This window comes from Synechococcus sp. FACHB-909 (assembly GCF_014698945.1).
In the GTDB taxonomy this organism is placed as follows: domain Bacteria; phylum Cyanobacteriota; class Cyanobacteriia; order PCC-6307; family Cyanobiaceae; genus Cyanobium.
Genome location: NZ_JACJTY010000007.1, coordinates 36,474 through 61,109, shown reverse-complemented (window position 1 = coordinate 61,109; position 24,636 = coordinate 36,474). Strand labels below are relative to the sequence as shown.

The window sequence follows — 24,636 nt, the reverse complement described above, 5'->3', positions numbered from 1 at the left end:
GGGCCGGCTCAGCGCGGCGGCGACGGAGGAGCGGGATCGGTGGGGAAATCCACGCCGATGATCCGGTTCTCGGAATCCAGGGTGACGAAGAGGTTGTCGGTGAGGCGGTTGAACTCGGTGTTGACGATCACCAGACGCATCTCCGGCGTACTCTCGGCGCGGTTGATGCGCTTCACCCGGACGAAATTGCCGGTGATGCGCTGCAGATTGAGCCATTTCTGCTGCAGCTGGCCCTGGGGAATCTGCTCCTGCATCAGCGGCGACAGGAAGCTGCTGGCGGAGATGAAGTGGCCGCTGGCGAGGGCGGTGATGAAGTCACGCACCACCTTCTCGGCCGGCTGGTCGGTGACGTTGAAGTGGTAGCCGTCGATCCGGCCCTGGCCGTCGATCACCATCAGCAGGTCGCGCTCACCGGCGCTGGTGAACAGGGTGGCCTCGACCGTGCTCGAGTCGAAGCCGGGCTGGATGCTGCGGATGGCCCAGCGCAGCAGCTTCGGCTGGGTCTTCATGGTGGCGGCCACCATGCTGGGGCTGCTGACGCTCTGCAGGGCCGGGGAGAACTGGTTGAAGCGGGCCTGGGCGTCGCCGTTGCGGATCGTGGTCAGGATCCGCTCGGCCGCCGCCCGTGCCTGGGCCTCGCTCAGGGCCGCGCTGGGCTGGCCGCTGGTGGCCGGAGCCGGGTCGGCCTGGGCCCAGGCCCCGCGCGGTGCCAGCAGGGCCTGGCTGCCCAGCAGCAGCAGCAGGCCGATCAGGGCTCGGCGCGGTTGGGGACGCGGCATGGGCGGCGGGGTTCGGGTCGGCTCAGTTTGCCCGAATCAGGGGCTCCAGGCCCAGGTGGGCGCCCTCCAGCTCCAGCGTCAGGCTGATCACCCGGTGCCCGCTGCCGCTGCCCCCCGCCGGCAGGCTGCCGTCGCCGGGGTTGACGGCGATCTGGGGCCAGGCCGCCGCCGCCAGGGACAGCCGCAGCCGCTGGCCGGCGGCCACCAGCGTGGCCAGGGGCTGCAGGGCCAGGGTGCGGGGGGTGTCGCCGGCCGCCGCCGTGGTCCCGAAGCGGGCCAGGCCGGTGCTCAGCTGGCGCACGCAGCCCCCGTCCGGAGACACCTCCGAGAGGGCGGCGCAGAGATCGAAGCTGGGCTGGTCGGCGCTCACCCGCAGCCGCAGGCGGAAGGTTCCCAGCAGCCAGAGGGCCCGCTCCAGCGGGGCGGTGCTGAAGCAGGCCACGTCGCCGCGCCGGTCGAGATCGGCCCGCTCCACCGGCCCCGGTTCGGTGCCCAGGTGGCCGCCCCGGCCCGGCACCGGCCGCCAGGGGTCGTGGACGATCACCACCGTGCCGCCCGAGGCCGTGCCGCCAGCCGCCGGCCCCGCCGCCGCCAGGGGCCGCAGTTCCCCCTCGTCGCAGCGGATTGCGGCCAGGCCTGTGGAGTGGAGCGACCAGCCGACGGCGGCCGACGCCGCGGGGCTGGCGGCCGCCGCGGGACTGAGGCTGTGCCAGGCGGCCGTGGCGGCGCACTGCAGGCGGATCGGGGCCGATGCGGCGGCCCCGGGAGCGGCGGGCTCCTCCAGGCCCCCGCGGGGCAGCGGTTCCTGCAGATGGCGGCGGAAGAAGGCCAGCAGCTCGCGGTCGAGTCCTCCGCGCCAGTCGAGATGGCTCCAGGCGCCGATGACCAGCCGGGGGTCGCCGCCGGCGCTGCGGGCCCGCTGCCAGAGGTCGAGGACCCCACGCAGATGCGGATCGTGCCAGCCGCCGATCAGCAGCAGGGGCCGCCGCAGCAGGGCCGCCGCCACGGGGTGCACCGTCCAGCCCTCCGGGCCGGCGGGGTCGCGCCGCAGCCAGCCCAGGCTCATGCCGCCGGGATCGTGGCGTTCCAGCAGGGCCAGCCCCTCCTCGGTGAAGTCGCCGTGCTGGAGGCTGCGGCGGATCTGGCGCCAGCCGGCCGCGTCGCCCCGGCGCCGGCAGCCCTCCGCCGCCAGCTGCAGGGCCCAGCCCAGGCCCAGGGCCCACCAGTGGGCTCCCCCCTCACTGGCCCAGTGGAGCCGCTCATCGAGGCCGCACATGGCCGGGGCGAGGCAGTCCGGCAGGGCCGGGTCGTCGCTTAGCCCGCCGTCGGCCCCGCCACCGCCCTCGTGCCCCGTGCTGAGCAGCTGGGTCAGGCCCTGGTAGGAGAAGCCGTAGGTGCCCACCCGGCCATTGCTGCCCGCCAGGGCCCGGGCCCAGAGGATCGTGGCGGCCCCATCGGCCGCCTCCTGGGCGAAACCGCCGAAGTCGCCCTCCGATCCACCGCGCCCCCGCACGTCCTGAACCACCACCAGAAACCCATGGCCGGCGTACCAGCTGGGATGGGCGAAGGTCACGGTGGAGGCGATCGCCCGCCCGTAGGGCTGGCGCATCACCAGCACCGGCCAGGGGCCCTCCCCGTCGGGTTGCCAGACGCGGCTCACCAGCCGGACCCCATCCGCCAGCTGCAGGGTGGCGTCCCGGGCCCGGACCACGGGGATCAGAACACCGTGGAGCAGTGCAGGCCGATCACGTAGGTGGCCAGCACCTCCGCATCCATGGGGCTCAGGCCGCGGCTGCTGGCCAGGCTGGCGATCGACGCCTTGGAGGTGGCCGAGACGCCCTGGGCGTTCAGCTGCTGGAACTGCTGGCAGAGGCTCTGGGCCAGGGCCGGGTTCTGCTTCACCGATTCCAGCAGCGCGGACTGGGCCCGTGCGGTGGGCACCGCCACGGCGCCCAGGCAGGCGGCGCAGACGAGGGCGGTGAGGAAGGGGCGCAGTCGGGTGCTCAGGGGGTGGCGGCGGTCGTCGCGAAGGGGGTGGTTCGTGGCTCTGGGGGGAGAAAGTCGGGTTGTTCGGGGCATCACTGCCTCCGTCCGTTTCCCCTATTCCAGTCACCCCCGCCGGGGCAGCGCAGGAGCGGAGGGTCAGTTCGGGGAGCGACCGGAGGCCGCCCGGGCCCGGCGGATCCAGGACAGGACGAGCGGCAGGTCGACCGGGGGGACGGCCGAGCCGGTGAGACGCCGCTGCAGGCGGCCCAGCTGCAGCAGCAATTGCTGCGGATCGGCGGCGGCGAGCCCGGCGGGGCTGGCGATGCCCCCATGGAGCAGCAGGGCCGCCTCCTCCGGGGCGAGGCCCACCGCGCTCACCAGCCGGGCCTGGCCGCGCAGGCGGATCAGGCGGGCCTCGCTGGCCTCGCCCGAAGCGGCCAGGTCACGCAGGCGGGCGTCATCCAGGCCGGCCACCTCCTCCCAGCTCGCGATGCCCTCCCGGCGCAGGCGCTGCTGCTCCCGTTTCAGGTGGGCCGCTGGCCGGAAGGGGTGGGCCACCGGGGTTCAGGCGGCGTCGCCGGGGCTGCGGGCCGCCAGATCCCGGGTGGTTTCGGCCAGCACCACGGGCCGTGCCAGCCCGGGCTCGACGGCTTCGACCCGGCGCAGCCGCACCCGCACCTCGCCACCGCTGCCACGGCCGCCGCCGCGCAGGTTGCGGGCCACCTGGTCGAGGGTGGGGGCCACCGCCTCGGCCTCAAGGCTCGTCGGTGCGGCGGCGATGACCAGATCGGTGCCGTTGTCGAACACGACCGGCACCTGGATCGCCCCCGGCACGCTCACCCGCGGGTTGTAGCTGATCGAGAAGGCGAGGCAGGAGAGCGCCAGCAGGGCCGTGAAGCTGGTGATCCCCACCAGGCGGAAGCGGATGCCCCAGCGGGCGAGGAATCCGGCGATGGTGAGCACCGCCAGCACCCCGCTGGCGGCACCCAGCCAGGTACCGGCCACGAGCAGGATCGGATCAGCGGCCATGGGGCTGGGGAAGGCGTGACAAGCCCCCTATATTGCGGCCGCCCATGGACGGCGACCGACCCCGGTGGATGCGATGGAAGCCTGACAGTCGGCCCTGGCCTGCCCGCCGGCGTGTGTGGAAGGGGCTTCTCGCCGTCGGTTTCCTGGGGGCGGGCCTGGGGGTCGGGGTCTTCTGGTTCGATCGCATGGTCGCCGGCCTCTACGGCCGCTTCCGGCCCACCCTGGAGCGTCAGATCGGCACGGCCATGGGCCGTCCCATGGTCCTTGGTCCCTACCGGGGCCTGAAGGCCGACGGTCTCTGGGTCGGTCCCAGCCGCTTCCTGCCCGGTCCCCGGGACGCCTCCACCGTCAGGGTGGAGGGCGTGCGGGTGCGTCTCGACCCGCTGGCCAGCCTGGGGCTGCGCGGCCTGGTGCTGGATGTGGGGCTGGAACGGGCCCGGGCCGAGCTGCGCCGCAACGCCACCGGCCAGTTCTGGGTGCTGGGCTCCGTCCCCCCGGGGCGTGAGCCGCCGCGGATCGACCTGCGCCTGGGCCTGCTCCAGCCCGCCGACCTGCGGGTCCGGGGCGCCGGAGCGACGGCCCTGCCCCTCGACCTGAAGCTGTCCGGCCAGGTGGCCGTGCGCCTGCACCGCCGCGAAATCGATCTGGGACTGCGCCTGGCGCCCCCCGCCGGCCAGGGCGGCGGCTCGCTGCGGCTGGACGGTGAGGGCCAGTGGCAGAAGCAGACGTGGCAGGGCCGGCTGACGGCCCGCCGCCTGCCGCTGGCCCTGCTGCGGCCGCTGCTGCCGGCGGGGGATCGGGCCGGGGGCAGCCTCGCCGGGGAGGCCGATGGACGGGTGGGGCTGCGGATCCAGAGGGGCCTGGCCCGCTGCGAGGGGGGCCTGGAGCTGCGGGACGTGCGCTGGCGGCTGGGGACCGGCGCCACGCCCCTGACGGCCCAGCGGCTGCCCCTGAGCTGCCGTGACCGGGCCCTGATCCTGCCCGCCAGCGCCTGGCGGTTCGGCTCCTGGGGCGGCCGCCTGACGGCCAGGGCAGACGCCGATCGCCGCCTGGCCGTGCAGCTGGAAGCCCAGCCGCCGCCCCGCCATCCGCTCGGTCGCCAGCCCATCAAGGCCGATCTGCAGGGGAGCTGGGGACAGGGTCTGCTGCGCCTCACCCGGCTCGATGGCCGGCTGGGGAGCTCCAGCGCGCGGGCCAGCGGCAGCGTCGGCCGCTCCCTGGCCCTGGAGGCCCGCTGGCTCCTCGATCCCGACGACGTTGCCGCCGCCTCCCGCCTGCCGGTATGGGCGCGCCAGCCCCTGGCCGGTCGCCTGCGGGTGGACGGCCCGCTGGCGACGCCGCGCCTGCGGCTGGAGACGGGCCAGGCCTCCCAGCGGCTCCTGGGCCCCTGGCAGGCGGCGCTGGTGTGGAGCGACCGGCTGCTGCGGCTGGAGCGCTTTCGGGCCGACCGCCTCGCGGCCACGGCCCAGCTGCCCCTGTCCTTCCAGCCGGGCAAGGGACTGGTGGCCGGTCCGCTGCTGGCCCGGGTGGATGTGCGCAACTACCCCCTGGCCCGCCTCGACCCCCTGCTGGGCACCACCCTCCAGGGCCAGCTGGATGCGGAGGGGACGATCGCCGGGCCCCTGGCGGAGCTGCGCCCCGACCTGCAGCTGCGTCTGCAGCAACCCGGCGCCGGCCCCCTGCTGCTGCGGGAAACCTGGCGCGGCCGCCTGCGGGACCGGTCCCTGGATCTGACCACGGTGGCGCCGACGCCGAACGGACGCCTCATGGCCCTGCTCGACCGCCGCTGGCAGCCGGTGCGGGCCGCCATCGAACGGGACGGCGGTGTGCTGACCCTCGAGGGCCGGCCGGCGGACTACCGCTGGCTGGCCCGGGCCTTCCCCCTGCGGGGTCTGGCGGTGGCCACCGGCCCCCAGCGTCGCCTGCGTTCCCTGCAGGGGGACCTCAGTGGCAGCGGCCGGCTGGGGTTGCAGCCGCTGGGTTTCGACGGCCGGGTGGAGCTGCTCTCGCCCGAGTTCCTGGGGGTGGGGGGCCGGCGCATCCAGGCCGACGTCCAGTACGACGACCGCCGCTACCAGGTCAAGGGCGTGATCGAGCCCCTGGGCGAGGGCACGATCGCCGCCACGGTGTCGGGACGTTGGCGGGGCCCCTTCCGGGCCCGCTTCGAAGCGCGCCAGCTCTCCACCCTGCTGTTCCGCCAGTTGACCGACGCCTGGCCCATCTGGCGCGGGGCGCCGGCCCCGGCCCGCGGACGGGCCAGTGACCTGGGCAGCCTGGTGATCGACACCATGGCCGGCACGGTCACCGACCAGCTGGTGGCCCTGGCCCGGGCCGAGGAGCGCGTCGCCGCCCGGGAGCAGGCGGCCAGCCGGGCCAGCCGGGCGGAACGGCTGGACCGGTTGCAGGCCCGGATCGATGCCGATCTGCTGCTCAGCGGCCCGGACTTCGCCCGCACCCGGGCCGACCTCAAGGCCACCGGCCACCTCTGGTTCAACCAGGGGGACCGGGCCGAGGCCCTCGCCGGCCGGCCGTTCGAGGTGCGGCTGGAGGGGCCCCTCAGCGGCGGCAGCGGCCGCTTCAGCCTCGCCGACCTGCCCCTCTCCCTGCTGGCCCTGCTCACCCCGCTGCCGGACAACCTGCGCGGCAGCCTGGCCGCCAAGGGGCGTTACCGGCTGGGGGGGGCTCGCCCCGAGCTCAGCCTCGACCTGGCCCTGGTGGAGGGGCGCCTCGGGGAGCAGGCGCTGGAGCTGGAGCGGGGGAGGGTGGAGCTGAAGGACGAAGGGATCGGCCTGGATCTGGCCCTGCGGGCCGAGGGGGCTTCCCGCAGCGTCGACCTGGCAGGCACCATCCCGCTGGTGGCCTCCCAGCAGGGGCTGGAGCTGCGCCTGGCCACCCGGGGCGATGGCCTGCGCTTCCTCACCCGCCTGGGGGGTCAGGCCTTCGAGTGGCAGGAGGGCGGCGCCGACCTGCAGCTGCTGGTGCGCGGCAGCCTCGACGACCCGATCGCCAACGGCTTCCTGCGGCTGCGGGAGCTGCGCTGCCGCTTCATCGGCCAGGAGGTGCGGGAGGTGGACGCCACGATCCTGTTCGACTTCGAGCAGCTGGTGGTGCAGGAGTTCCGGGCCCGGGTGGGGCCCCAGGGGCTGGTGGGCGGCGAGGGCCGTCTGGGGCTGTTCCGGCCCCTCGCCCAGGACCGGACCCTGGTGATGAAGCTGGAGCAGGTGCCCTTCAAGGTGCCGCGCCTGGCGGCGGTGGGGGACGGCCAGCTGCATCTCAGCGGCAGCCTGCTGGCCCCCGTGCTCGGCGGCGACGTGGCGATCAGCCGCGGCACCATCAACGTCCAGCCGGGCCAGCTGGCGGCCAGCGCGCCGGTGTCCGACCAGCCGGTCCAGCCGCGCACCATGCCCGAGCTGCTGGAGTCGAAGTGGAACTTCCAGCAGCCCCTGGTGCTGCTGGGCCCCGATGTGGAGTCCACCACCGCCGAAGCCCTGCGCTCCTCGGTGCCCCGCTTCCCCTACCTGGCCTTCGAGGACATGATCCTGCGGCTGGGGCCGGATCTGCGGGTGGTGATCCCCAACATCGCCAACTTCACCACGGCCGGCCAGCTGCGCATCGCCGGGCGGCTGGATCCCTCCCTGCGGGCCTCCGGGGTGGTGCGGCTGCTGGGGGGACGGCTGAACCTGTTCACCACCAGCTTCAGCCTCGACCCCGACGCCCCCAACGTGGCGGTCTTCACCCCTTCCCTGGGGCTGGTGCCCTACCTCGACATCGCCCTGCGCACCCGCATCTCCGACAGCCTCAGCGTGCTCTCCCCGTCCGGGGTGGGCGACCTGGGTCCCTCGGTGCAGAACGCCCCCAACCAGGCCGGCCTCTCGGCCCTGAACCAGCTCAACCTGATTCTGGTGGTGGTGTCGGTGAGCGGTCCCGCCGACCGCATCGCCGAGAACCTCAAGCTGCGCAGCAGTCCGCCCCTGCCCCAGGAGCGGCTGGTGGCCCTGATCGGCGGCAACTCCCTGGCGGGCCTGAGCGGCGGCGGGGCAGGAGCCGCCCTGGCCACGGTGGTGGGCCAGACCCTTCTCTCGCCGCTGCTGTCGTCGCTGAGCGATGCCTTCGGCCAGCGGGTGAGCCTGGCCCTCTATCCCACCTACGTGAACCAGGCGATCGACACCCAGCAGGAAGGCGCCCCCCGGCGGCGGGTGCCGCCCCAGCTGGTGCTCGGCGCCGAGGTGGGTGTGGACATCACCAACCGCTTCAGCATGTCGGTGCTGGCCGCCCCGAACCGCTCCGATGTGCCCCCCCAGGTGACCCTCACCTACAAGGCCTCTGACACCTTCAACCTGCAGACCTCCGTCGACACCGAGGGGGCCTGGCAGTCGCTGCTGCAGGTGTTCCTGCGCTTCTGAAGGACGGCGCCCCTACGCTGCTGGCGCCCCCCCGCTGGGTAGGGTGCGCCGATGGCGTCGTCCCGCGAACGACCTCCCGGTGAGGCCCAGCTGATCGGCATCGATCTGGGCGGCACGGCCATCAAGCTGGCCCGCTGCGACCAGCAGGGCACCGTGCTCGCCGAGACCGAGGTGCCCACGCCCCAGCCGGCGGTGCCGGGGGCGGTGTTCATGGCCCTGGCCGAGGCGGTCGAAGCCATCGACCCCGACCGCCTCGCCGACCGGGTGGGCATCGGCCTGCCGGGGCCCTGCGACGCGGCGGGTCGGGTGGCGCGGATCTCCATCAACCTGCCGGGGTGGCGGGATGTGCCCCTGGCGGCCTGGCTCGAAGCCCGGCTGGAGCGGCGGGTGGTCATGGGCAACGATGCCAACGGCGCCCTGCTGGGTGAGGCCTGGCTGGGGGCGGCCCGGGGTGTGGGCGACGTGCTGCTGCTCACCCTGGGCACCGGCGTGGGCGGGGCGGTGATGCTGGAGGGCCGCCTGTTCACCGGCCACGGCGGCGCGGCTGCTGAGCCTGGGCTGATCGGCGTGGATCCTGAGGGGCCCCCCTGCCGCAGCGGCAACCGGGGCTCCCTGGAGCAGTTCTGCAGCCTTGGCGGCCTGGCCCGCCTCAGCCCGCTCGATCCGCGCGAGCTCTGCCGCCGCGCCGACGCCGGTGACACCGAAGCCCTGGCGGTGTGGGAGGCCTACGGGCGGCTGCTTGGGGTGGGGCTCAGCTCCCTGCTCTACGTGCTCACCCCGGAGCTGGTGTTGATCGGCGGTGGCCTCAGTGCCGCCAGCCACCACTTCCTGCCGGCGGTCTGGCGGGAGGTGGAGGAGCGGGTGCTGGCGGTGAGCCGGGAGGGGCTGGCGATCCGCCGCTGTGAGCTGGGCAACGGTGCCGGTCGGCTGGGGGCGGTGCGGCTGGCCCTGGACCGCTTGGGATGATGGGGGCCATGAGCCAGACCATCACTTCTCCTGCCAGCGTCGTGCCGGAGCCCGACCCCCAGCTGCTGCAGCGGGCCGCGGCGGTGCGCCGGGCCGCCATGGCCCTGGGCCAGGCCAGCGACGCTGAACGCACCGGCGCGGTGGCGGCGATGGCCGACGCCCTCGAGGCCGCCAGCGCCGAGATCCTGGAGGCCAACCGGGCCGACCTGGCCGCCGCGGAGGCCGAGGGGCTGGCTCCGGCCCTGGTGGCCCGCCTCAAGCTGGATGCCCCCAAGCTGGGAGGGGCCATCGCCGGGGTGCGCCAGGTGGCGGCCCTGGCCGATCCCGTAGGTCGGCGCCAGCTGCACACCGAACTCGATGACGGGCTGGTGCTGGAGCGGCTGAGCGTGCCCCTGGGGGTGCTGGGGGTGATCTTCGAGGCCCGGCCCGATGCGGTGATGCAGATCGCCTCGCTGGCGATCCGCTCCGGCAACGGCGCCCTGCTCAAGGGGGGCCGGGAGGCCAGCCGCAGCTGCCAGGCGATCGTGGCGGCCCTGCAGCGGGGCCTGGCCGGCAGTGCCGTCGACCCCGGCTGCCTGGAGCTGCTCACCAGCCGCGAGGAGAGCCTGGGGCTGCTGCGGCTCGATGGCCTGGTGGACCTGATCATTCCTCGGGGCTCCAACGCCCTGGTGCGTTTCATTCAGGACAACACCCGCATCCCCGTGCTCGGCCACGCCGACGGCATCTGCCATCTGTTTGTGGATCGGGCCGCCGACCCGGCCCTGGCCCTGCGCATCGCCCTCGACAGCAAGACCCAGTACCCGGCGGCCTGCAACGCCATCGAGACCCTGCTGGTGCACCAGACCATCGCCCCCGCCTTCCTGGAGGCGGCGCTGCCGGCCTTCGCCGCGGCGGGGGTGGAGCTGCGCGGCGATCCCCGCGCCTGCGCTCTGGGGGTGGATCAGGCCGCCGGGCCCGGCGCCTGGGACACCGAGTATTCGGATCTGATCCTGAATGTGAAGGTGGTGGAGGACCTGGAGGCGGCCCTGGAGCACATCCGCCGTCACGGCTCCCGCCACACCGATGCCATCGCCAGCACCGACCCGGTGGCGGCCGAGCGGTTCCTGCGGGCAGTGGACAGCGCCGGGGTGTTCCTCAACTGCTCCACCCGCTTCGCCGACGGCAACCGCTACGGCTTCGGCGCCGAGGTGGGCATCAGCACCCAGACCCTGCCGCCGCGGGGCCCGGTGGGGCTCGAGGGGCTGGTCACCTACCGCTACCGGCTGCGGGGCGAGGGCCACATCGCCGCCGACTACGCCGACGGCACGCGGAGCTTCAGCCACCGCCCCCTGCCCCTGTGACCGAGGCGATCCACGTGCGGGGCCTGCGGGTGTGGGCCCATGTGGGGGTCTACGAGCAGGAGCGGCGCCACGGCCAGTGGTTCGAGCTGGCCTTCTCCCTGGGGGCGGATCTGGCCGCCACGGCCCGCAGCGACGACCTAAGCCAGGGCTACGACTACGGCCGCGGCATCGCAGCGCTGCAGCAGCAGGCGCGCACCGTCTGCTGCCTCACCCTGGAGCACTACAGCGAGCAGATTCTCGACGCCCTGGAGGCCTGCTACGGGCCGATCCCCCTGGCGGTGGAGGTCAGCAAGTGCCAGGTGCCGGTTCCCGGCTTCGATGGCAGCGTGGCGGTGAGCCGCAAGCGGCGCTGGGGGTGAGGGGCGGCAATGGCGAGCCCGTCCCTAGGGCGTTACCTTCCCGGAAAAAACGCATGGCTCTCAAGGGTGCGCCTCGTCCGGCAGGGACTTTTCCGAGGCGCAGTTCTCCATGGAGGGCAACCCTCGGGGTCGTGGCCTCGGGTGCCCTGCTGGCCCCGGCCCCGGCCCACGCCCTCGACTGGCTCTGGAGCTTCACGGCGCAGCCGGGCTCCATTCCCTTCCAAGGGGTGGTCTCCGGGACCCTGCTGAACCTCACGCCTGGCACCAATGTCAGTGGCGCCGTTGCCACCCCCGTGGTGCTGTCCTCTCCGGGGGGTGCGGCGGACAATCAGCCGTTCACCTTCACCTTCGGCACCTTCAGCAGCAGTGCCGCAGGGGTCAGCTTCGCCAATGCCCGCTATGACGCCGTGATCGGCGGCGTCCCCTTCATCCTCTTTTTCGGATCAGACCCCGCCGGCGCCACCTTCTTCCCCCAGCTCTTCGGCGGTGGGGCGGGCGTCAATCTGCTCAACGTCACCGTCCCCACGGCCTTTGCGCCACTGCCGGTGCCGCCGGTGCCGCCGGCGCCGCCGGCGGCCATCGTGCCCGGAGGCACCTTTCTGATCAGTGACGCGGCAGTCCCCACCACCTTCGCGGGGGGGACGCTGACGATGGACATCCCCGGGACGTTCACGCAGAACTGGACCCTCGGCACCCAGGACACCAATGCCATCGATCTGGCCGGAAACACCGCGACGCTCCCAGGTGTCTTCTCCGGCGCCGGTGGGACGATCAGCTTCATCAACAGCGGCAGCGGCGGCTCCCTGAGCCTCTCCGGCGTCAGCACCTACACCGGGCCGACCACGGTCTCCGGCGGCGCCAACCTTCGCGTCTTCGGTTCCATCGCCGCCTCCTCCGGCCTGATGGTCCAGTCCGGCGGTGTGGTGGGGGGGACGGGTTCCCTGCCCACGACCACCATCCTTCCCGGCGGCATCATCGCGCCTGGCAATTCGATCGGAACCCTGTCGGCTGCCGGTCTGAATCTCAACGGCGGCACCATCCAAGCGGACATCCAAGGGCCGCAGAACGACAGGATCAACGTCTCTGGGAACGTCAGCAGTTTCACAGGGGTCGCGGATCTTTCGGCCTTTGGCGGCGGCGGACCCTGGCCCGGTTTCTCCTACGTGATCGTCGATGCCCCCAACAGCACCAGCTTCGCCGCCCCCAACAGTTTGATCTTGAATCAGACGGGGATCAGCAGCGCCCTGCTGCGTACCGGCAGCGTTCTGGTCCAGGAGGCCGACGGCAACCCCAGGACCTTTGATGTCCAGTGGCGGCCGACGAATGGCTTCGGCCCGACCACCTCGGCGATGCAGTTCCTCGGCCGGGGTGGCGTGAACCAGGTGGCCACCGCCGGTGTGTTTGACCGCGTGTTCCAGTCGCTGGCCTTTGCGGGTGCGAACAATGCCAACGCCGTGGGCTTCCCGATCGGCTTCACGGGCTTCACCACCGGCCAGGCGTTGGCGGCTGGCATCTCCCCGGACCTCCTCCTGGCCACATCGCAGTTGCTGGCGCTTCCCTCCGCTGGCCAGCTCACCGCCGCGATCGATTCGCTCTCCCCCGAGCCCTACGCCGCTTTTCAAAGCGTTGGCCTAGAAACACTCAAACGTCAGAGGGAACTTCTGCTCAATCAGGCGGGAGCGTGTGCCTCCACCGGTTGGGTGATCAATCCTGCCAAGGGCAAGCAGGGTGCCAAGACCCACAAACCCCTCTGCGTCTTTGCTGGCGCTGCCAATGCCTCCAGCAGCATCACCGGATCAGCGGGTCTCTCGTCCTATGACTCCGGGATCTTCTCCAGTTTCTATGGCATCGAGTACCAGCCTTCGGCTCAGTGGACCGTCGGGGCGGCCTACGGCTACGGGACGGCTTCCCTCAACAACCTGTCCCTGACCAGCGCCAGCGTCACCTCCAAGGTCAACAGCGCCTCGCTGTATGGCGTGTACAAGCCCTCAAGCCAGTGGAGCGTCCGTGGCCTGGTGGGGTATTCCAACTTCAACTCCACCGGCAGTCGCAATGTCGTTTTCGTCGGCGGCAGCTCCCCCGCACAAGCCTCTCCCTCTGGAAGCGGCTATACGGTGGCCCTGAATGCCGACTATCTCGTTCATCTCTCCAAACCGACAGCCAGCACCCAGGCCTTTCTCAAGCCCTTTGTCGGTGTGGCCTGGGGAGGTTATCAGCAAAGTGCCTTCACCGAAACTGGCGCCGGGGCGCTGAATCTCACTGTTCAAGGCAAGGCGGCCAACAGTCTTGTGGGCACCCTTGGCTTTGAACTGGCCTCCAGTCCAATCCCCCTCAACAAAGCCAACACCGTGTCCATCACCCCGAGGTTGGCCGTTGCCTACCAAGTGGATGCTCTTGCCAATGATTCCGGGGTGCGTTCGGTGACCTCGTCGCTCAATTCGGCGCCAGCCGCGGGAAGCTTCCAGACCCAGGGGGAGAATCGTGGCGTCAACACCTTGGCTGTTGAAGGAGGTGTTGACCTCAAGGTTTCCAGCACAACGTCGCTGTATGCCAACCTCGGCTACGAAGCCTTCTCCAATGGCTCCCAGTTCACCTACGGAGGTGGCGTGAAGGTGAGGTTCTAGCCCTTGTCGTCAGGGGCAGCTCACGATCCCGTGGCCGGCTTGCTTCCACGTCTGGAAGCAGCTGTTCTGAGCATCCAGGACCAAAGGGCGGTAGAGGTCGTTGCGCTGACCAATGATCAGCAGCCGTTGGTTGATCCAGGTGCCAGTCGCCGGCATCACCGTGCGGTGGCGCACCGCATCAGCTCCCGCGGCCGCCGTGAGCTTGAGGGTGAACACCACCGGCTCGGCCCGTCGGCGGATCACTCACCGCGTACAGGCGTGGGTCGATCTCCCCCTTGAGCGCTGAAGGCTCACCCGCTGGAGCGGCCAGCAGGTCAGTGCGCAGGGTCTGGTGGGGCCCACCAGCTCCGGCACGGCGAGATCCCCCACCGTGACCAGCCCGATGCTGCCCAGCGGTGTGGGAACCACAAGGGGGGGCGTCCCCGGGGCTGGCCCAGGCCATCACCGAGTCGCTGAGCTGGGTGGCGCGGTAGCGGCCAAGGATGGTGCCGCGCCGCTCCGCCCGGGCCCTGATCGCTTCGGCCCCAAGACCTGATGGCAGCCCCGAAAGCGCAGGCAGCACCATCAGTTCATTGCTGCGGGGCTGGCTGCGGCCCAGTTGGGAGGAACCTTCGTGTCACTGGGCAGCAGCCACCTTCACCGCCCTTCTTCCCTCCTGCGCTGTGGCTGGTTGCACCAGGCCCATGCTCAACAGGCCTGGAATCAGCAGAGTGAGTGCACTGGTCGCAAGCTGCTGGGGTGAACACTTTCGGAGCTGGGGCCAGGACTCAGGGATCCGACTTCGATGCAGAATGCTTGCCATGAATGCCTTTCTGCTGTGTTTTGCATAAGTCGGACTCCGGATACGTCAGGGTCATGACATCATTCTCCATCCTTTTCTGACTGGGCTTGGTTCTTTTCGGGAAAGCGGCGGCCAATCACGATGCCGAACGCTCCTTCTTTGCCGCGATTCCCATGCAGAGGCTTAACCATTTCTTGGCCGGGATTTATTCGACCCTCAATGGTGTATTTATGCTTACACCATGCCGTTGACGGTGCAGGGGCTGCCAGTTAGGCTTGACGTCACATGGCTGACAGAGGATCCATGTCGCCGAAGGTTTCCGAATTTCAGCAGCGGCACAAGGATCGACGCAGTTCGCTTCGCCAGGTTCTGCCGTCGGGCGTTCCCGCCAGCATCCACCTGTCCTCAGGAGGCACGGGCTTCGTGACGCTGGCTGACATCAGCAGGGCCGGAGCCTGCATCGTTCGTCGCGGACTGCTTGAGGTCAAGCCCAGTGATCAGGTCTTCCTGAATATCAGCGATTACGGACTGTTCCGAAATGTCTATTTGTCTGCCTGTGTTCAATGGATGAACATCTGGAATCACAAGACTCTTGTCGGTCTTGCCTTCACCGAGGGCCCACTGCTGCCTGGAACCATCCTGGATCAATACTTTGACAGAGCTCTGATGGCGCCCCGATCCATGGACGCCTGAAGCGCAACAGCGCGGCGAAGCGGATCCGTCAAAGAGCCTGTGGGATCGGGGACCATTGACGTACACCTGCCACCTCGACCGCATCTGGCTGCCGTTCAGTCCTCTCCACCAGGGCCGCTCCAAGGTCCTTCTCAGGGCCTGACTGCCTGTCACTGGAGGGGAGGTCGTCACTTCATGGACTAGGGTGTTGTTGGCGGGGCGTGGCGCAGCTTGGTAGCGCGGGTGCTTTGGGAGCACTAGGTCGCAGGTTCGAATCCTGTCGCCCCGATTGACTTTCCAGGGATTGGCTTCAACCCACGGTTGGACAGAGGTTGGAGAGAAGCCTTGTCAGGCTGGAGCAACGCCCAGTCCCTGATGGGCTACGCAGCATCCCCATCTGAATCAAGCAGTTGAGCAGTGGAAGATGCTTCAGAAGGAGGTGTGTAGTCGCGTCGAATTGTGGTAGTTGATCAGATCACCCCATTGGAGCTGCAGCGTTCCAAGACCTCCAGCAGCGCTGCCATCACCAGCGGCACGTCCGGTCCCTTCTCAGGGGTCGAACCCGTATTCAATGAAAAGGGCGCCCCGTATCGAGCGCCCTTTGGCCGGTTGCAGGGTCTTGGCTCGCGCTGCCCTGGTCGTGGCCTCTGATTCATTGATAGATCTGCCAGCCGTGGTTGTCAGTACAGCAAGCCGAAAGAGGTGTTGGGGCCTCAACTTCAAGAGAGCCAGATCACCACTGAGGGCTGCTGAGCGCCCATCCCTCCTTGCGCTTCTCACCCCAGAGCTTCAGGACCTCAGCCCGGCTCACCTCCCGGCGTGATTTCAGCAGCGGGATCTCCTGTCCCGGGATCAGCTCTCCGGTGGTGATCTCCAGGAGTTGGACCAAGCGCTCCCAGCGGGTCGGGCGAAAGCGCAGCACCTGGCTGTCATGGATCAGCCAGCCTTCCTTGGGGGTCACGGGGACACGGGGTGACGGCTGGCTTAAAATGGATAGCGTACTCCGGGGTGACTGGACGGAATCCTTCACCTTGACCGCCCTCGTGAAGGCTTTAGCCAGTCGCTCAGCCTCCCATGACCCGCTACCGCAACACTTCGATGCCGACGGATGGCCCTCGAACGCATTGACACCCTCACCGGCGAGCATGTCCTGGTCTTCACTGGCGGGCCCAGGAGTCGCTCCACTCACCAAAAGGAGGGCGCTGCTGTGGTCGTTGCCCTGGGTCGCGAGTTGAGCGCGAGGTGCAGGTTGCGTCGGCGCTGTCGCTGCGTGAGGGTGATCTGCCGCCGCAGCGTGAGCGGAATCGATCGTTCCGGCTCCCGGCTGCGCAGGAGCTCCCGGAGGAAGAGGGAGGCATGATGCTTGGGGATCGCCGCGATCCACCCGAAACGTATCAGATCCAACAATCTGACACAGTAAATGTAAAGATCTACAGATCGTAACCATTGCCCTCTAATCAAGGTGCTATCAATTTCATTAGATTGCTGAGGGTTTTGTGGCAAATCATCTAGTTCCGTTCACAAAAGGAATGAAGTTTGGCCTTGGTTACGACCGGTTGAGTGGTGCTGTTCGGCCCTCACCTGCTGTTGAGGGTCCATCAATTTCGTCAGTGCAAGGTGGAGGTGGTCAGGATGTCAAGAGCTCATTGACTAAGATAACTGACGTAGAGGCCTTGCACAAAACTCTGGGAGTCTCAGTTGATGCAGGGGGCTCGTATATGGGCTTCTCAGCAAGTGCAAAGACTGATTACCTTAATAAATGTGACTTTTCAAGTTTCTCAACATATGTCGTTGTCCAAGTAAGCGTTGAGAACGCTATTGAAACCATTGATTCTCCAGTTTTTACTCCAGACGCGAACCAGTTGTTAGTTCTTGATAACCCAAAACGCTTTCACGAACGTTTTGGAGATAGCTTTATCTCAGGTATTGTTAGGGGTGGTGAGTATTTTGCGATCTATCAGATCTCAGGAACAGATCAGATCGAGAGGGAAAGCGTAGGTGTCAAAGTGAGTGCGGCTTTTAAGGCTCCTTTGTCTCCAGCAGGGGCTAGCTTGGATGTCGATATTCAAACAGCAATGACTAACTCTAAATCTCATTTAGAAGTGCAATGTTTTGTATCTAGGCAGGGCGCTATCAGCACAGTCGACCAAAACTTTCTCGACATTATTAAAACCGCACGAGAATTTCCCATTTCAGTAGCAGGCGATAAGGCTTTCCCGTTCTCTGTTTTATTGCAAGACTATAAGGGCTTAAAAAGCCCTAGCGATGAGTTTCCCTTTATTGACATCGAAAAACGACAACAAGTCTTAGAGGACTTAGCAAGGAAACGATTTGAGTTCTTAGCCTTGAGAGATGATATTAAATATATTTTGAAAAATGGTGATGATTTTGAAAATACTGATGGTACCCCAGTAGATCGCGGGAAACTGAAGGCAGATTTCGACAATGTCGTAGATGCGATTAATGCCATGCAAACACAAGCTTCTGCTTGTACACGTGATCCAGACGAATGCGAGTTCACAAAGTTTGATACTTCCAAATTTGATCTTCCAATTCTAAAAAAACGAGATTGGCCAATGATTGCAGGCTTCTATAAGCAATTTGGCGGCAGCACTGCTGTTAGGTTTGAACAAGACGATCGTCTTGTTACCACCAGTCATCTAGATGCTGCATTTGACCATATTGCTGAAGGGGTATGGAATGGCAGCTTTTTTGAGTACACTGTAACTCGACGCAACAACCAGAATGGATGCGTTACCCAAATGTTTGGAAGGCTAACTGCTGTTAGTCAAAGCACCTTAAAAGTAGAGTTGACGAGTAGTGATGGAAAGTGTGATTTACCAATGGACTTTACAGAAAGCACTACATGGATAAAAGTTTAATACCATCATAGAAGTTTAGAGTCATCATCATAGGTTAAAGTCAGTGAGAGCCGCTTTTCGCTTACTCGACAACTTATCTTAGAGGCACCACGGCCTCGCCCAACCCTAGGAACTGCCCGCCCACCGTAACCGAAGATTTCAGAAGATCTTACCCCAAAAAAGAGAAATCTAGGGAGAATCTGGAAAATACTAGCTTATCTTGGAGCAAAACTGCCCTATTGATTACAGGCTAAGCCTCCGTCTATGGGTGGCAAACAGCTTGGCTTGCCGACTGCCAGCAGACCACAGCCAAGAAACGCATGAGACGCGAGAAGTTCTTAATTGAGATTGAGGCAATGCAATGAAGCTGTGGGAAGTATTGGTCAATGCTGATCGAGCCACGCTACCCCAGCACCACCAGACCCAAAGAAATCAGAGGGAAAGCCTCTTTGCTGGTCAGCTTGTGATACGGAGGCTGGATGAGTGCCAAAAAATCCTCCCAAGAAACCGTGACATCAGTCATGTACAAGAAGCACTAGCGACGCTTAAATCATCTAGCGTAAGTCTGCGTGTACTCAGTAAACCCCAACTGGAGGGGGTTGGCCATCCTTTCAATTCCCATTCTTGAGCCTGGATTTACGTTCCTTCTTTTGATTAGATGTTCTCTAATGATTAGATGTTCTCTAGGTAACAATGAAACGCAATACATAATTGGCAGCACCATTGCTCAAAGTGACTACCCTTTGCGCATTCATATTCTGTCTTAAATCTATTGTATCAATTAAATCGTCTCCCGTTAAATCTCTCTCAATTATTTGTAGAGTTGAGAAATCTACTGGAAGAGCTACTTGCCGATCTAGGTTTACCTTGTCATTTGCCTTGAAACTTCCGATTGTAAAGTCAAAAGCCGAAAAATTAGCAAACCTTCCAATGAGCTCATCGCTTCCTGTTAGATCATCGGTAGAAATGCATTCAATGCTAATGAGGAGTAGAAACTGTTGGTTAGTCATTTGAAATACCTCTAGGAATGATTTCAGCTGATATTGTTGTTAATAAGTTCTCAGCGGCTTTCAGGATAAGTGACGCCCCTTTAGCGGATGTCATACAACCCTAGCTAACATACGTTCCGCTGGCAACCTGTCTATTACTTCCAAGTCTCGATGTGCCAGCACCGTCTCAATGCCACCATCCGCACCTTCGGTCTGTATCCCCTTACCAGCTACAGACCCGACATCCGCGTCACCCGCCTCGTCGAGCTGATGGACTAGCTCCATGCCTTGTCCGAAGATGGCAGGGCCTCAGCACCGGGATCGCAGGAACGTGAGGCTGTACTGGAGCGGTGAGCGCCGGGAACCCTGAAGGCTGCCAAGCCCTCTGCTCATGTACCGTTACCTCCGGTACAAAAATCCTGAGGGCTTGCACCTCGAACGGATCGAACCCTTGACCGGCAACCACGTCCAGGTGTTCTGTTGTCGCCATCAGGAGATGCTTTACCCTCAAAATCGTTTACAGCCAATGACCTGCGAAGCCTCCGCAGCCGTATGACCTGGCCGTCGGAAAGAGCAAACTCTTCGCGAGTGGGGGCCCGACGTTTTACGACCGTAGCGAGGTTGTGCGGGAGCGCCCAGGTCCTTGCGCTGACACTTTGCCGCTCAACCGCATAGCGGAGAAAGGCAGCAGCGTTCTGGGTTGCAATCTGGCGACTACGGCTATCCAAATCCCATTGACGGACGGCTGCTCATAGCAGGTTGGGACTATCGGCCGGTGCTACCTGACGTTGCATCACATCGACCATGCGCCAAACAGCGGGAGCGTATTTCATGTGCTAGGTCGTTTCATTGACCCCAGGACCGTGCTCCCTCTTGTGCTTCTCAATCGCGGTGGCTGTAGCCGGCCAGTTGTAAGACGCTTTGCTGCTTGCCCCGTTGGCGAGGGTCGCTGCAGGTCGAAGCTCTTCCCCCTGGGTCACATAACTCGCAATCACCAGTGGTCGCTGGATTAGATCGTGTTCGTTCTCAATGGACCAGGCGTAGGGAAGTGAGACCTAAACGCTTTTGATCCGCCCGTCCTCTTGGGCGAATCGCTGTTGTAACCGTGCCTAGCCGGTTTTGTCGGGACCGAGGTTGCATCGAGCGGGCAGGTGCTTCCGCAAATGGGCCCGAACAAGGGGCTCCCTCGTCGCTTGAGCAGGTGCGTGGTTGGCCACCGGTTGGTCAGAGGTTGGACAGGGGTTGGACGGAACGGAGAAGAAGCGAGCACTCCTGAGCAGCCGCGCCCCGAGGTTGAATGCCGAAATCCTAGACTATGAAAAATCTTAGAGCAGATAGGAGCACTTTGGAACAGATAGGATCAGATGCTCTCCTGTCGCTTTGGGAGCATTAGGTCGCAGGTTCGAATCCTGTTGCCCCGATTGACTTCTCCCGATCCACCCAATAGGAACTGATCCCTATCTGCGCAAAGGGGTGAAAGTTTCAATCCACGGTCATCGTTGAAGGAAGGCTTGGCCAATCGTCGGGGGGCCTCCCAAGGCCCCCCCCCCCCCCCCTGCCGCGGCGTCAGAGCAGCACCAACGAGGTTCTGATCACCACTTCTTGTAGGGCAGAAACTTTCCGCACATGGTGACTTTGACCCTGTTGCCGGCTGGATCCTCCACTTTGTCCACCTCCATGGTGAAGTCGATGGCGCTCATGATGCCATCACCAAACTTTTCCTGGATCACATCTTTCAGTGGCAGGCCGTACACCTGCATGATTTCATAGAAGCGATAAATCAATGGATCGGTCGGAACTTCCGGATCCAGGCAGCCCTTCACGGGCGGGACTGTCAGCTCGCTGGCCAGGTTTGGATCCAGATCCAGGGCCGCCAGCAGCTTCTCCGCCTCCTCTGGAGAGGCCGTGGCCTGTCCGTACAGCAAGCTGGCGATCCAGACCTCATCGCGCTGGAGAAGTGTTTCCAGCGCGGCGAAGCTCACGCCCTTACGGCGCTTGGCGCTCAGCAGAGTTTGGCTGAGAGGGGTCAGTGGGCTCATGGCGCGATGCGGATGGGCGGAACGGGGCGACCAGGTGGTGGAGGCCCGACAGAGGTTAGCCGCGCTTTCCCACCTGGTCGCCCCATTGCCCTGGCCAGGGTGCTGGCCGGCTGGTGCCTGAGATCCACGCCGCCGACTCAGCCGTTGCCGACCCACGGGTTAAACGCCAAACCCCATCAGGTGCCTTTCTCCTTCATCAGGCCTTGGGTCATCTGATCGATCTTCGCGCCATCCTTGGCCCGCTCCTGTGTGTTTCCTTTCTTCTCCGTCTGGCCGCCCCCATCTGTCACAGAACCAATGGCGGACTGAAGCTTGCTGTCAGTCTCCTGTGTTGAGGCGGGAACGCTCTCTGTTTTGGCTCCAAGCAGTGTCTGCGGTGAAGCGATTGGATTCGAAAGAGCCATCACTGGAGATGGGATCAACAGTGAAGCCAGCAACAAGGCCAACGTAAGGAAAGACATCAATAAGGTTTTCATCGCAACTCTCATGGGATGGGCTCCTTAACCGTACTGCCGATCCCTGGTGCTGCGGAATGAACTGCGGCGATCATGCATCGTGAACATCAACCTTTCCATCCATTGCATTACCGCTGATACGCATGTCTTGGCACTCTCCTTGCCCATTTCGTCACGTTTCCCGGTACCTCTGGCCCGCCTTTCCACCCGCCACCACGGCGGCAGGCCGCTGGGCTTGCCGCCAACGGCGTCGCTCCGCGATCACCTGGCTGCCAGCCTGGGGACCGCCCCGGATGACGCTGCTTGCTCCCCGACCCCGCCACCCTTCGGCCCGTCCCCAGCACAGCTGCGGTGAGCGGGGTGCTCGAAACCCTCGCCTTCTTTCGTGACCCGGATTTCGCCCGCGCCCGTTTCGAGCGTTACGGCGATGTCTACGAAACCAGCCTGCTCGGGCAGCGCACCGTGTTCATCCGTGGTGGGCCGGCCATCGCCGACCTGTTCGCCCAGGCTGACGCGGTCGAGGGCTGGTGGCCGGACAGCGTGAGGCAACTGCTGGGGCTGCTGTCGCTGGCCAATCGCAACGGCGCCGACCACAAGGCGCGCCGTCGGGTGGTGGGCCAGCTGTTCGCCGCCGCCGCCCTGAGGCGCTACAGCCCGGCGATCGTGGCGTTGGTGGAGGGTCTCAACCAGGAACTGGCGGCTGCGCCAGCGCCCGTGGCCCTGGTGCCCCGGTTGCGGCGCTTCGCCTTTGCCGTAATCGCCACCACGGTGCTCGGGCTCGATGGCGCCGACCGCGACGCCCTGTTCGAGGATTTCGAAATCTGTTGCCGGGGCCTGTTCTCCTTTCCGCTCGCCCTGCCCGGCAGTCCCTTTGCCCGCGCCCGCCAGGCTCGGCAGCGCCTGCTGCAGCGCCTCGGCTCCGTGCTGCGCAAGGCCCAGATCGCCTCGGCCTCCGGTGCTCCCCTTGCGGCAGGCGGCCTCGATCTGCTGGCCGGCGGCCTGGATGAAGCCGGCATCCCCCAGGCCGACGACGACGTGGCGGAGCAGCTGCTCCTGCTGCTGTTCGCCGGCTACGAAACCACCGCCTCAGCCCTCAGTTGCCTGCTGCTCACCCTGCTGCTGCATCCCGCCGAGCTGGCCTGGCTGCTGGAGGAACTCGACGGCCTGTCCTGGCCCCCTGCCGAGGGGGACGCCGTGAGCGCCTATGACGCCCTGCGGGCCCCGCGGCTGGATGCGGTGGTGAAGGAGGTGATGCGGCTGACCCCGCCGGTGGGGGGCTTCTTTCGCCGCACCCTGGAGCCCATTGCATTGGCGGGTGTGCTGGTGCCGGCCGATCGCGTGGTGCAGGTGAGCATCACCGCCAGCCATCGCCATGGCGCAGACCCGGAGGATCTGGCGGCCTTTCGGCCCCAGCGGCATCTGGGGGGAGCCGAACCGGTGACCCTGCTGCCCTATGGAGGCGGTGAGCGCGTCTGCCTGGGCAAGGCGCTGGCGGAGCTGGACATCCGTCTATTGGCAGTGGGGCTGCTCAAGCAGCTGAGTCTTGCCCTGGAGCCGGATCAGGACCTGACGCTGCTGGTCATTCCCAGCCCCTCCCCGAGGGATGGCCTGCTGGTGCGCCCACACCGCCGAATCAACGCTGCCGGTTCTTAGATCGTCAGTCCCCAAACGTCTTGTCCAGCCATTGAGTCGCCACATAGACACCGATGAACATCGGAAGATAGGCGATCCACATATTGGGAAGGTTCAGCTCCGAGTTGTTGATCAGAACAAGACCCAGATAGCTGATGACGCCATAGATGGATGCCCTGCGCAGTGGCCCGATGAGCTGTTTCAAGTCTGATCAATTGCTGGTTTGACTCTACGCAGCCTCGTCATCGGCCGCCGCGAGGCCGCACCAGGCGGTCGAGCCGCAGCTGGTGGTCGGCGCTGGTGAGCCGTGCGTAGGCCAGGCCCACGACGCCGAACACCCCCAGCGCCGTCGCCGACGCGATCATGAACAGGATCACGATCTGGTAGCGAACCGCCGCCGCCGGTGCCGCCCCCTGGAGGATCTGGCCGGTCATCATCCCGGGCAGGCTCACCAGGCCCATCACCATCATCGAGTTGATCGTCGGGATCATCGCCTCGCGCACCACCGCCTGGCAGGCCTCCCAGCGGGTCGCCCCGAGGGCCAGATCCGTTTCGACCTGATCGCGACCGCTGCGCAGGCCGTCCATGAAGCGATCGAGTCCCAGGGAGATGCCGTTGAGCGTGTTGCCCAGCACCATCCCCAGCAGGGGGATCAGATATTGGGGGTTGTACCAGGGCTGGGGCCGGATCAGCCCCGTCACCGCCAAGCCCGTGACCAGCGCCGAGGAGGCCATCACCGACAGCAGGCTGTTGAGGTAGATGCCGGCAAAGCGGTGCCGGGTGCGCTGGACGGCGGACACGCCGGCGATCATCGCCATGGCCGCCCCCACCAGCAGGATCAGGGGCGCCTGGTCCTGCTGGAACAGCCACTCGAGCACGAACCCCACCAGCAGCAGCTGCACCACCATCCGGATGGAGGCCACCAGCAGGCTGCGGCCCAGGCCCAGGCGCAGCGCCGCCGATAGCCCCACGTTCACCAGGATCAGCAGGCCGGACAGGGCCAGGCGGCCATCACTGATCGTCAGGGCGCCGGCGCTCGAGGGGGTCATCGCTGCAGCTCCAGGGTGCGGGTGGCGAAGCGTTCGATCTGCTCGCCGTCATGGCTGATGAGCACGCAGGCGCGCGCACCGGTGGCCAGCCAGTCGCTCAGCAGGGCCTCGACGGCGGCGGTGGTGGCCCCGTCCAGGGAGGCGGTGGGTTCATCCAGCAGCAGCACGGTGGGATCGAACTGCAGGCCCCGCAGCAGGGCCAGCAACTGCAGCTCACCGCCGGACAGTCGCTCGGCGTCGTAGTCCAGGAACGAGGGATCGCGCCCCAGGGCCGCCAGCCAGCCGGTGATGCGCCCGTGGCTCCAGCTGCCCTGCCCGCGCCGCTCCCGGAACCGCCAGGGCGCGCGAAGGTTCGCCGCCACGGTTCCCCCACCGGCGACGGGCCGCTGGGCCAGATACAGCACCATGGCCCGCCAGCGCGGCAGACCCCAGGCCGCCGGCGAACGCCCGAGCAGGTGAAATGTTCCCGCCTCGGGGGGATCGAGCAGGGCCAGGGTGCGCAGCAGCAGGGTTTTCCCCGCCCCCGAGGGCGCCACCAGCCCCAGGCGATCACCACCGGCCAGCGCGAGATCCAGCTGGCTCCAGAGCAGCCGATCCCCCAGTCGCCGCTCGAGGCCGGCGGCGCTCAGCAGTTGGGGGCGGTCCAAGGGTGAGCGATGACCAGCCATCCCT

The 24,636-nt window shown here is 66.3% G+C and carries 21 protein-coding genes and 1 tRNA gene; 9 read left to right on the top strand and 13 right to left on the bottom strand.

Features of this window, described 5'->3' with window-relative positions; genetic code table 11:
- Nucleotides 1–8: 8 nt before the first annotated feature.
- From H6G99_RS12090 to H6G99_RS12070, 5 genes are all read right to left on the bottom strand, one after another.
- A complete protein-coding gene (locus H6G99_RS12090) occupies nucleotides 9–779 on the bottom strand; it encodes a DUF3887 domain-containing protein (RefSeq protein WP_094587146.1) in 771 nt (256 codons plus the stop codon).
- A 22-nt stretch (nucleotides 780–801) separates the two neighbouring features.
- Nucleotides 802–2,490, bottom strand: a complete 1,689-nt coding sequence (locus tag H6G99_RS12085; protein ID WP_190611722.1) for a CocE/NonD family hydrolase — start codon at nucleotides 2,488–2,490, stop codon at nucleotides 802–804.
- Between the two features lie 5 nt (nucleotides 2,491–2,495).
- Nucleotides 2,496–2,858, bottom strand: coding sequence for a DUF8664 family protein (locus H6G99_RS12080; RefSeq protein ID WP_353615214.1), 363 nt, complete (start codon nucleotides 2,856–2,858; stop codon nucleotides 2,496–2,498).
- Nucleotides 2,859–2,921: 63 nt separating this feature from the next.
- The gene (locus H6G99_RS12075; protein WP_094585083.1) at nucleotides 2,922–3,323 is read right to left on the bottom strand and encodes a DUF4332 domain-containing protein; all 402 of its coding nucleotides are present in this window, start codon (nucleotides 3,321–3,323) and stop codon (nucleotides 2,922–2,924) included.
- 6 nt (nucleotides 3,324–3,329) lie between these two features.
- Complete coding sequence (locus H6G99_RS12070) at nucleotides 3,330–3,794, bottom strand: DUF2518 family protein (protein WP_094585084.1); 465 nt, start codon at nucleotides 3,792–3,794, stop codon at nucleotides 3,330–3,332.
- Between the two features lie 113 nt (nucleotides 3,795–3,907).
- Here H6G99_RS12070 and H6G99_RS16625 point away from each other — a divergent pair, with 113 nt between their 5' ends.
- From H6G99_RS16625 to H6G99_RS16620, 5 genes are all read left to right on the top strand, one after another.
- A complete protein-coding gene (locus tag H6G99_RS16625) occupies nucleotides 3,908–8,197 on the top strand; it encodes a translocation/assembly module TamB domain-containing protein (RefSeq protein ID WP_190611720.1) in 4,290 nt (1,429 codons plus the stop codon).
- Nucleotides 8,198–8,248: 51 nt separating this feature from the next.
- On the top strand, nucleotides 8,249–9,163 hold the full coding sequence (locus H6G99_RS12060; protein ID WP_190611714.1) for an ROK family protein: 915 nt from the start codon (nucleotides 8,249–8,251) through the stop codon (nucleotides 9,161–9,163).
- Between the two features lie 8 nt (nucleotides 9,164–9,171).
- Entirely contained in the window at nucleotides 9,172–10,503 is a 1,332-nt protein-coding gene (locus H6G99_RS12055) for a glutamate-5-semialdehyde dehydrogenase (RefSeq protein ID WP_286191129.1), read from the top strand.
- Nucleotides 10,500–10,862, top strand: a complete 363-nt coding sequence (locus H6G99_RS12050) for a dihydroneopterin aldolase (protein ID WP_190611710.1) — start codon at nucleotides 10,500–10,502, stop codon at nucleotides 10,860–10,862. Before H6G99_RS12055 ends, H6G99_RS12050 begins: the two co-directional genes overlap by 4 nt.
- A 227-nt stretch (nucleotides 10,863–11,089) precedes the next feature.
- Nucleotides 11,090–13,486, top strand: coding sequence for an autotransporter family protein (locus H6G99_RS16620; RefSeq protein ID WP_190611709.1), 2,397 nt, complete (start codon nucleotides 11,090–11,092; stop codon nucleotides 13,484–13,486).
- A 9-nt stretch (nucleotides 13,487–13,495) separates the two neighbouring features.
- On the opposite strand, the gene H6G99_RS12040 is transcribed toward H6G99_RS16620, so the two are convergent.
- On the bottom strand, nucleotides 13,496–13,729 hold the full coding sequence (locus H6G99_RS12040; RefSeq protein ID WP_190611707.1) for a hypothetical protein: 234 nt from the start codon (nucleotides 13,727–13,729) through the stop codon (nucleotides 13,496–13,498).
- A gap of 841 nt (nucleotides 13,730–14,570) precedes the next feature.
- Between H6G99_RS12040 and H6G99_RS12035 the strand changes: the two genes are divergently transcribed.
- Together H6G99_RS12035 and H6G99_RS12030 are read left to right on the top strand one after the other, a co-directional pair.
- Complete coding sequence (locus tag H6G99_RS12035) at nucleotides 14,571–14,960, top strand: PilZ domain-containing protein (RefSeq protein WP_190611705.1); 390 nt, start codon at nucleotides 14,571–14,573, stop codon at nucleotides 14,958–14,960.
- 194 nt (nucleotides 14,961–15,154) lie between these two features.
- Nucleotides 15,155–15,228, top strand: a tRNA-Pro gene (locus H6G99_RS12030).
- A 444-nt stretch (nucleotides 15,229–15,672) separates the two neighbouring features.
- Here the strand turns inward: H6G99_RS12030 and H6G99_RS12025 are convergent.
- Complete coding sequence (locus H6G99_RS12025) at nucleotides 15,673–16,086, bottom strand: DUF1651 domain-containing protein (RefSeq protein WP_190611703.1); 414 nt, start codon at nucleotides 16,084–16,086, stop codon at nucleotides 15,673–15,675.
- A gap of 382 nt (nucleotides 16,087–16,468) precedes the next feature.
- Here H6G99_RS12025 and H6G99_RS12020 point away from each other — a divergent pair, with 382 nt between their 5' ends.
- Nucleotides 16,469–17,821, top strand: a complete 1,353-nt coding sequence (locus H6G99_RS12020; protein WP_190611702.1) for a hypothetical protein — start codon at nucleotides 16,469–16,471, stop codon at nucleotides 17,819–17,821.
- Nucleotides 17,822–18,483: 662 nt separating this feature from the next.
- Here the strand turns inward: H6G99_RS12020 and H6G99_RS12015 are convergent.
- From H6G99_RS12015 to H6G99_RS12005, 3 genes are all read right to left on the bottom strand, one after another.
- Entirely contained in the window at nucleotides 18,484–18,810 is a 327-nt protein-coding gene (locus H6G99_RS12015; RefSeq protein ID WP_190611700.1) for a hypothetical protein, read from the bottom strand.
- Between the two features lie 1,571 nt (nucleotides 18,811–20,381).
- Entirely contained in the window at nucleotides 20,382–20,828 is a 447-nt protein-coding gene (gene cynS / locus H6G99_RS12010; RefSeq protein WP_190611698.1) for a cyanase, read from the bottom strand.
- A gap of 176 nt (nucleotides 20,829–21,004) precedes the next feature.
- A complete protein-coding gene (locus H6G99_RS12005) occupies nucleotides 21,005–21,316 on the bottom strand; it encodes a hypothetical protein (RefSeq protein ID WP_190611697.1) in 312 nt (103 codons plus the stop codon).
- Between the two features lie 270 nt (nucleotides 21,317–21,586).
- Between H6G99_RS12005 and H6G99_RS12000 the strand changes: the two genes are divergently transcribed.
- The gene (locus H6G99_RS12000) at nucleotides 21,587–22,936 is read left to right on the top strand and encodes a cytochrome P450 (protein ID WP_199297162.1); all 1,350 of its coding nucleotides are present in this window, start codon (nucleotides 21,587–21,589) and stop codon (nucleotides 22,934–22,936) included.
- Nucleotides 22,937–22,940: 4 nt separating this feature from the next.
- Here H6G99_RS12000 and H6G99_RS11995 read toward each other — a convergent pair whose 3' ends face one another.
- Genes H6G99_RS11995 through H6G99_RS11985 form a run of 3 tightly spaced genes read right to left on the bottom strand, consistent with a single transcriptional unit; the run spans nucleotide 22,941 to nucleotide 24,611 of the window.
- Nucleotides 22,941–23,120: a hypothetical protein gene (locus tag H6G99_RS11995; protein WP_094585167.1), complete on the bottom strand. Its 180-nt coding sequence runs from the start codon at nucleotides 23,118–23,120 to the stop codon at nucleotides 22,941–22,943.
- Nucleotides 23,121–23,157: 37 nt separating this feature from the next.
- A complete protein-coding gene (locus tag H6G99_RS11990) occupies nucleotides 23,158–23,964 on the bottom strand; it encodes an ABC transporter permease (protein WP_190611695.1) in 807 nt (268 codons plus the stop codon).
- Nucleotides 23,961–24,611, bottom strand: coding sequence for an ABC transporter ATP-binding protein (locus tag H6G99_RS11985; RefSeq protein ID WP_190611694.1), 651 nt, complete (start codon nucleotides 24,609–24,611; stop codon nucleotides 23,961–23,963). Before H6G99_RS11985 ends, H6G99_RS11990 begins: the two co-directional genes overlap by 4 nt.
- Between the last annotated feature and the right edge of the window lie 25 nt (nucleotides 24,612–24,636).

Coding starts and splice junctions, on each gene's coding strand:
- H6G99_RS12090 (WP_094587146.1), bottom strand. CDS start 779: ATGCCGCGTCCCCAACCGCGCCGAGCCCTGATCGGCCTGCTGCTGCTG.
- H6G99_RS12080 (WP_353615214.1), bottom strand. CDS start 2,858: ATGCCCCGAACAACCCGACTTTCTCCCCCCAGAGCCACGAACCACCCC.
- H6G99_RS12070 (WP_094585084.1), bottom strand. CDS start 3,794: ATGGCCGCTGATCCGATCCTGCTCGTGGCCGGTACCTGGCTGGGTGCC.
- H6G99_RS12060 (WP_190611714.1), top strand. CDS start 8,249: ATGGCGTCGTCCCGCGAACGACCTCCCGGTGAGGCCCAGCTGATCGGC.
- H6G99_RS12055 (WP_286191129.1), top strand. CDS start 9,172: ATGAGCCAGACCATCACTTCTCCTGCCAGCGTCGTGCCGGAGCCCGAC.
- H6G99_RS12035 (WP_190611705.1), top strand. CDS start 14,571: ATGTCGCCGAAGGTTTCCGAATTTCAGCAGCGGCACAAGGATCGACGC.
- H6G99_RS12025 (WP_190611703.1), bottom strand. CDS start 16,086: ATGCTCGCCGGTGAGGGTGTCAATGCGTTCGAGGGCCATCCGTCGGCA.
- H6G99_RS12020 (WP_190611702.1), top strand. CDS start 16,469: ATGAAGTTTGGCCTTGGTTACGACCGGTTGAGTGGTGCTGTTCGGCCC.
- H6G99_RS12015 (WP_190611700.1), bottom strand. CDS start 18,810: ATGACTAACCAACAGTTTCTACTCCTCATTAGCATTGAATGCATTTCT.
- cynS (WP_190611698.1), bottom strand. CDS start 20,828: ATGAGCCCACTGACCCCTCTCAGCCAAACTCTGCTGAGCGCCAAGCGC.
- H6G99_RS12005 (WP_190611697.1), bottom strand. CDS start 21,316: ATGAGAGTTGCGATGAAAACCTTATTGATGTCTTTCCTTACGTTGGCC.
- H6G99_RS11990 (WP_190611695.1), bottom strand. CDS start 23,964: ATGACCCCCTCGAGCGCCGGCGCCCTGACGATCAGTGATGGCCGCCTG.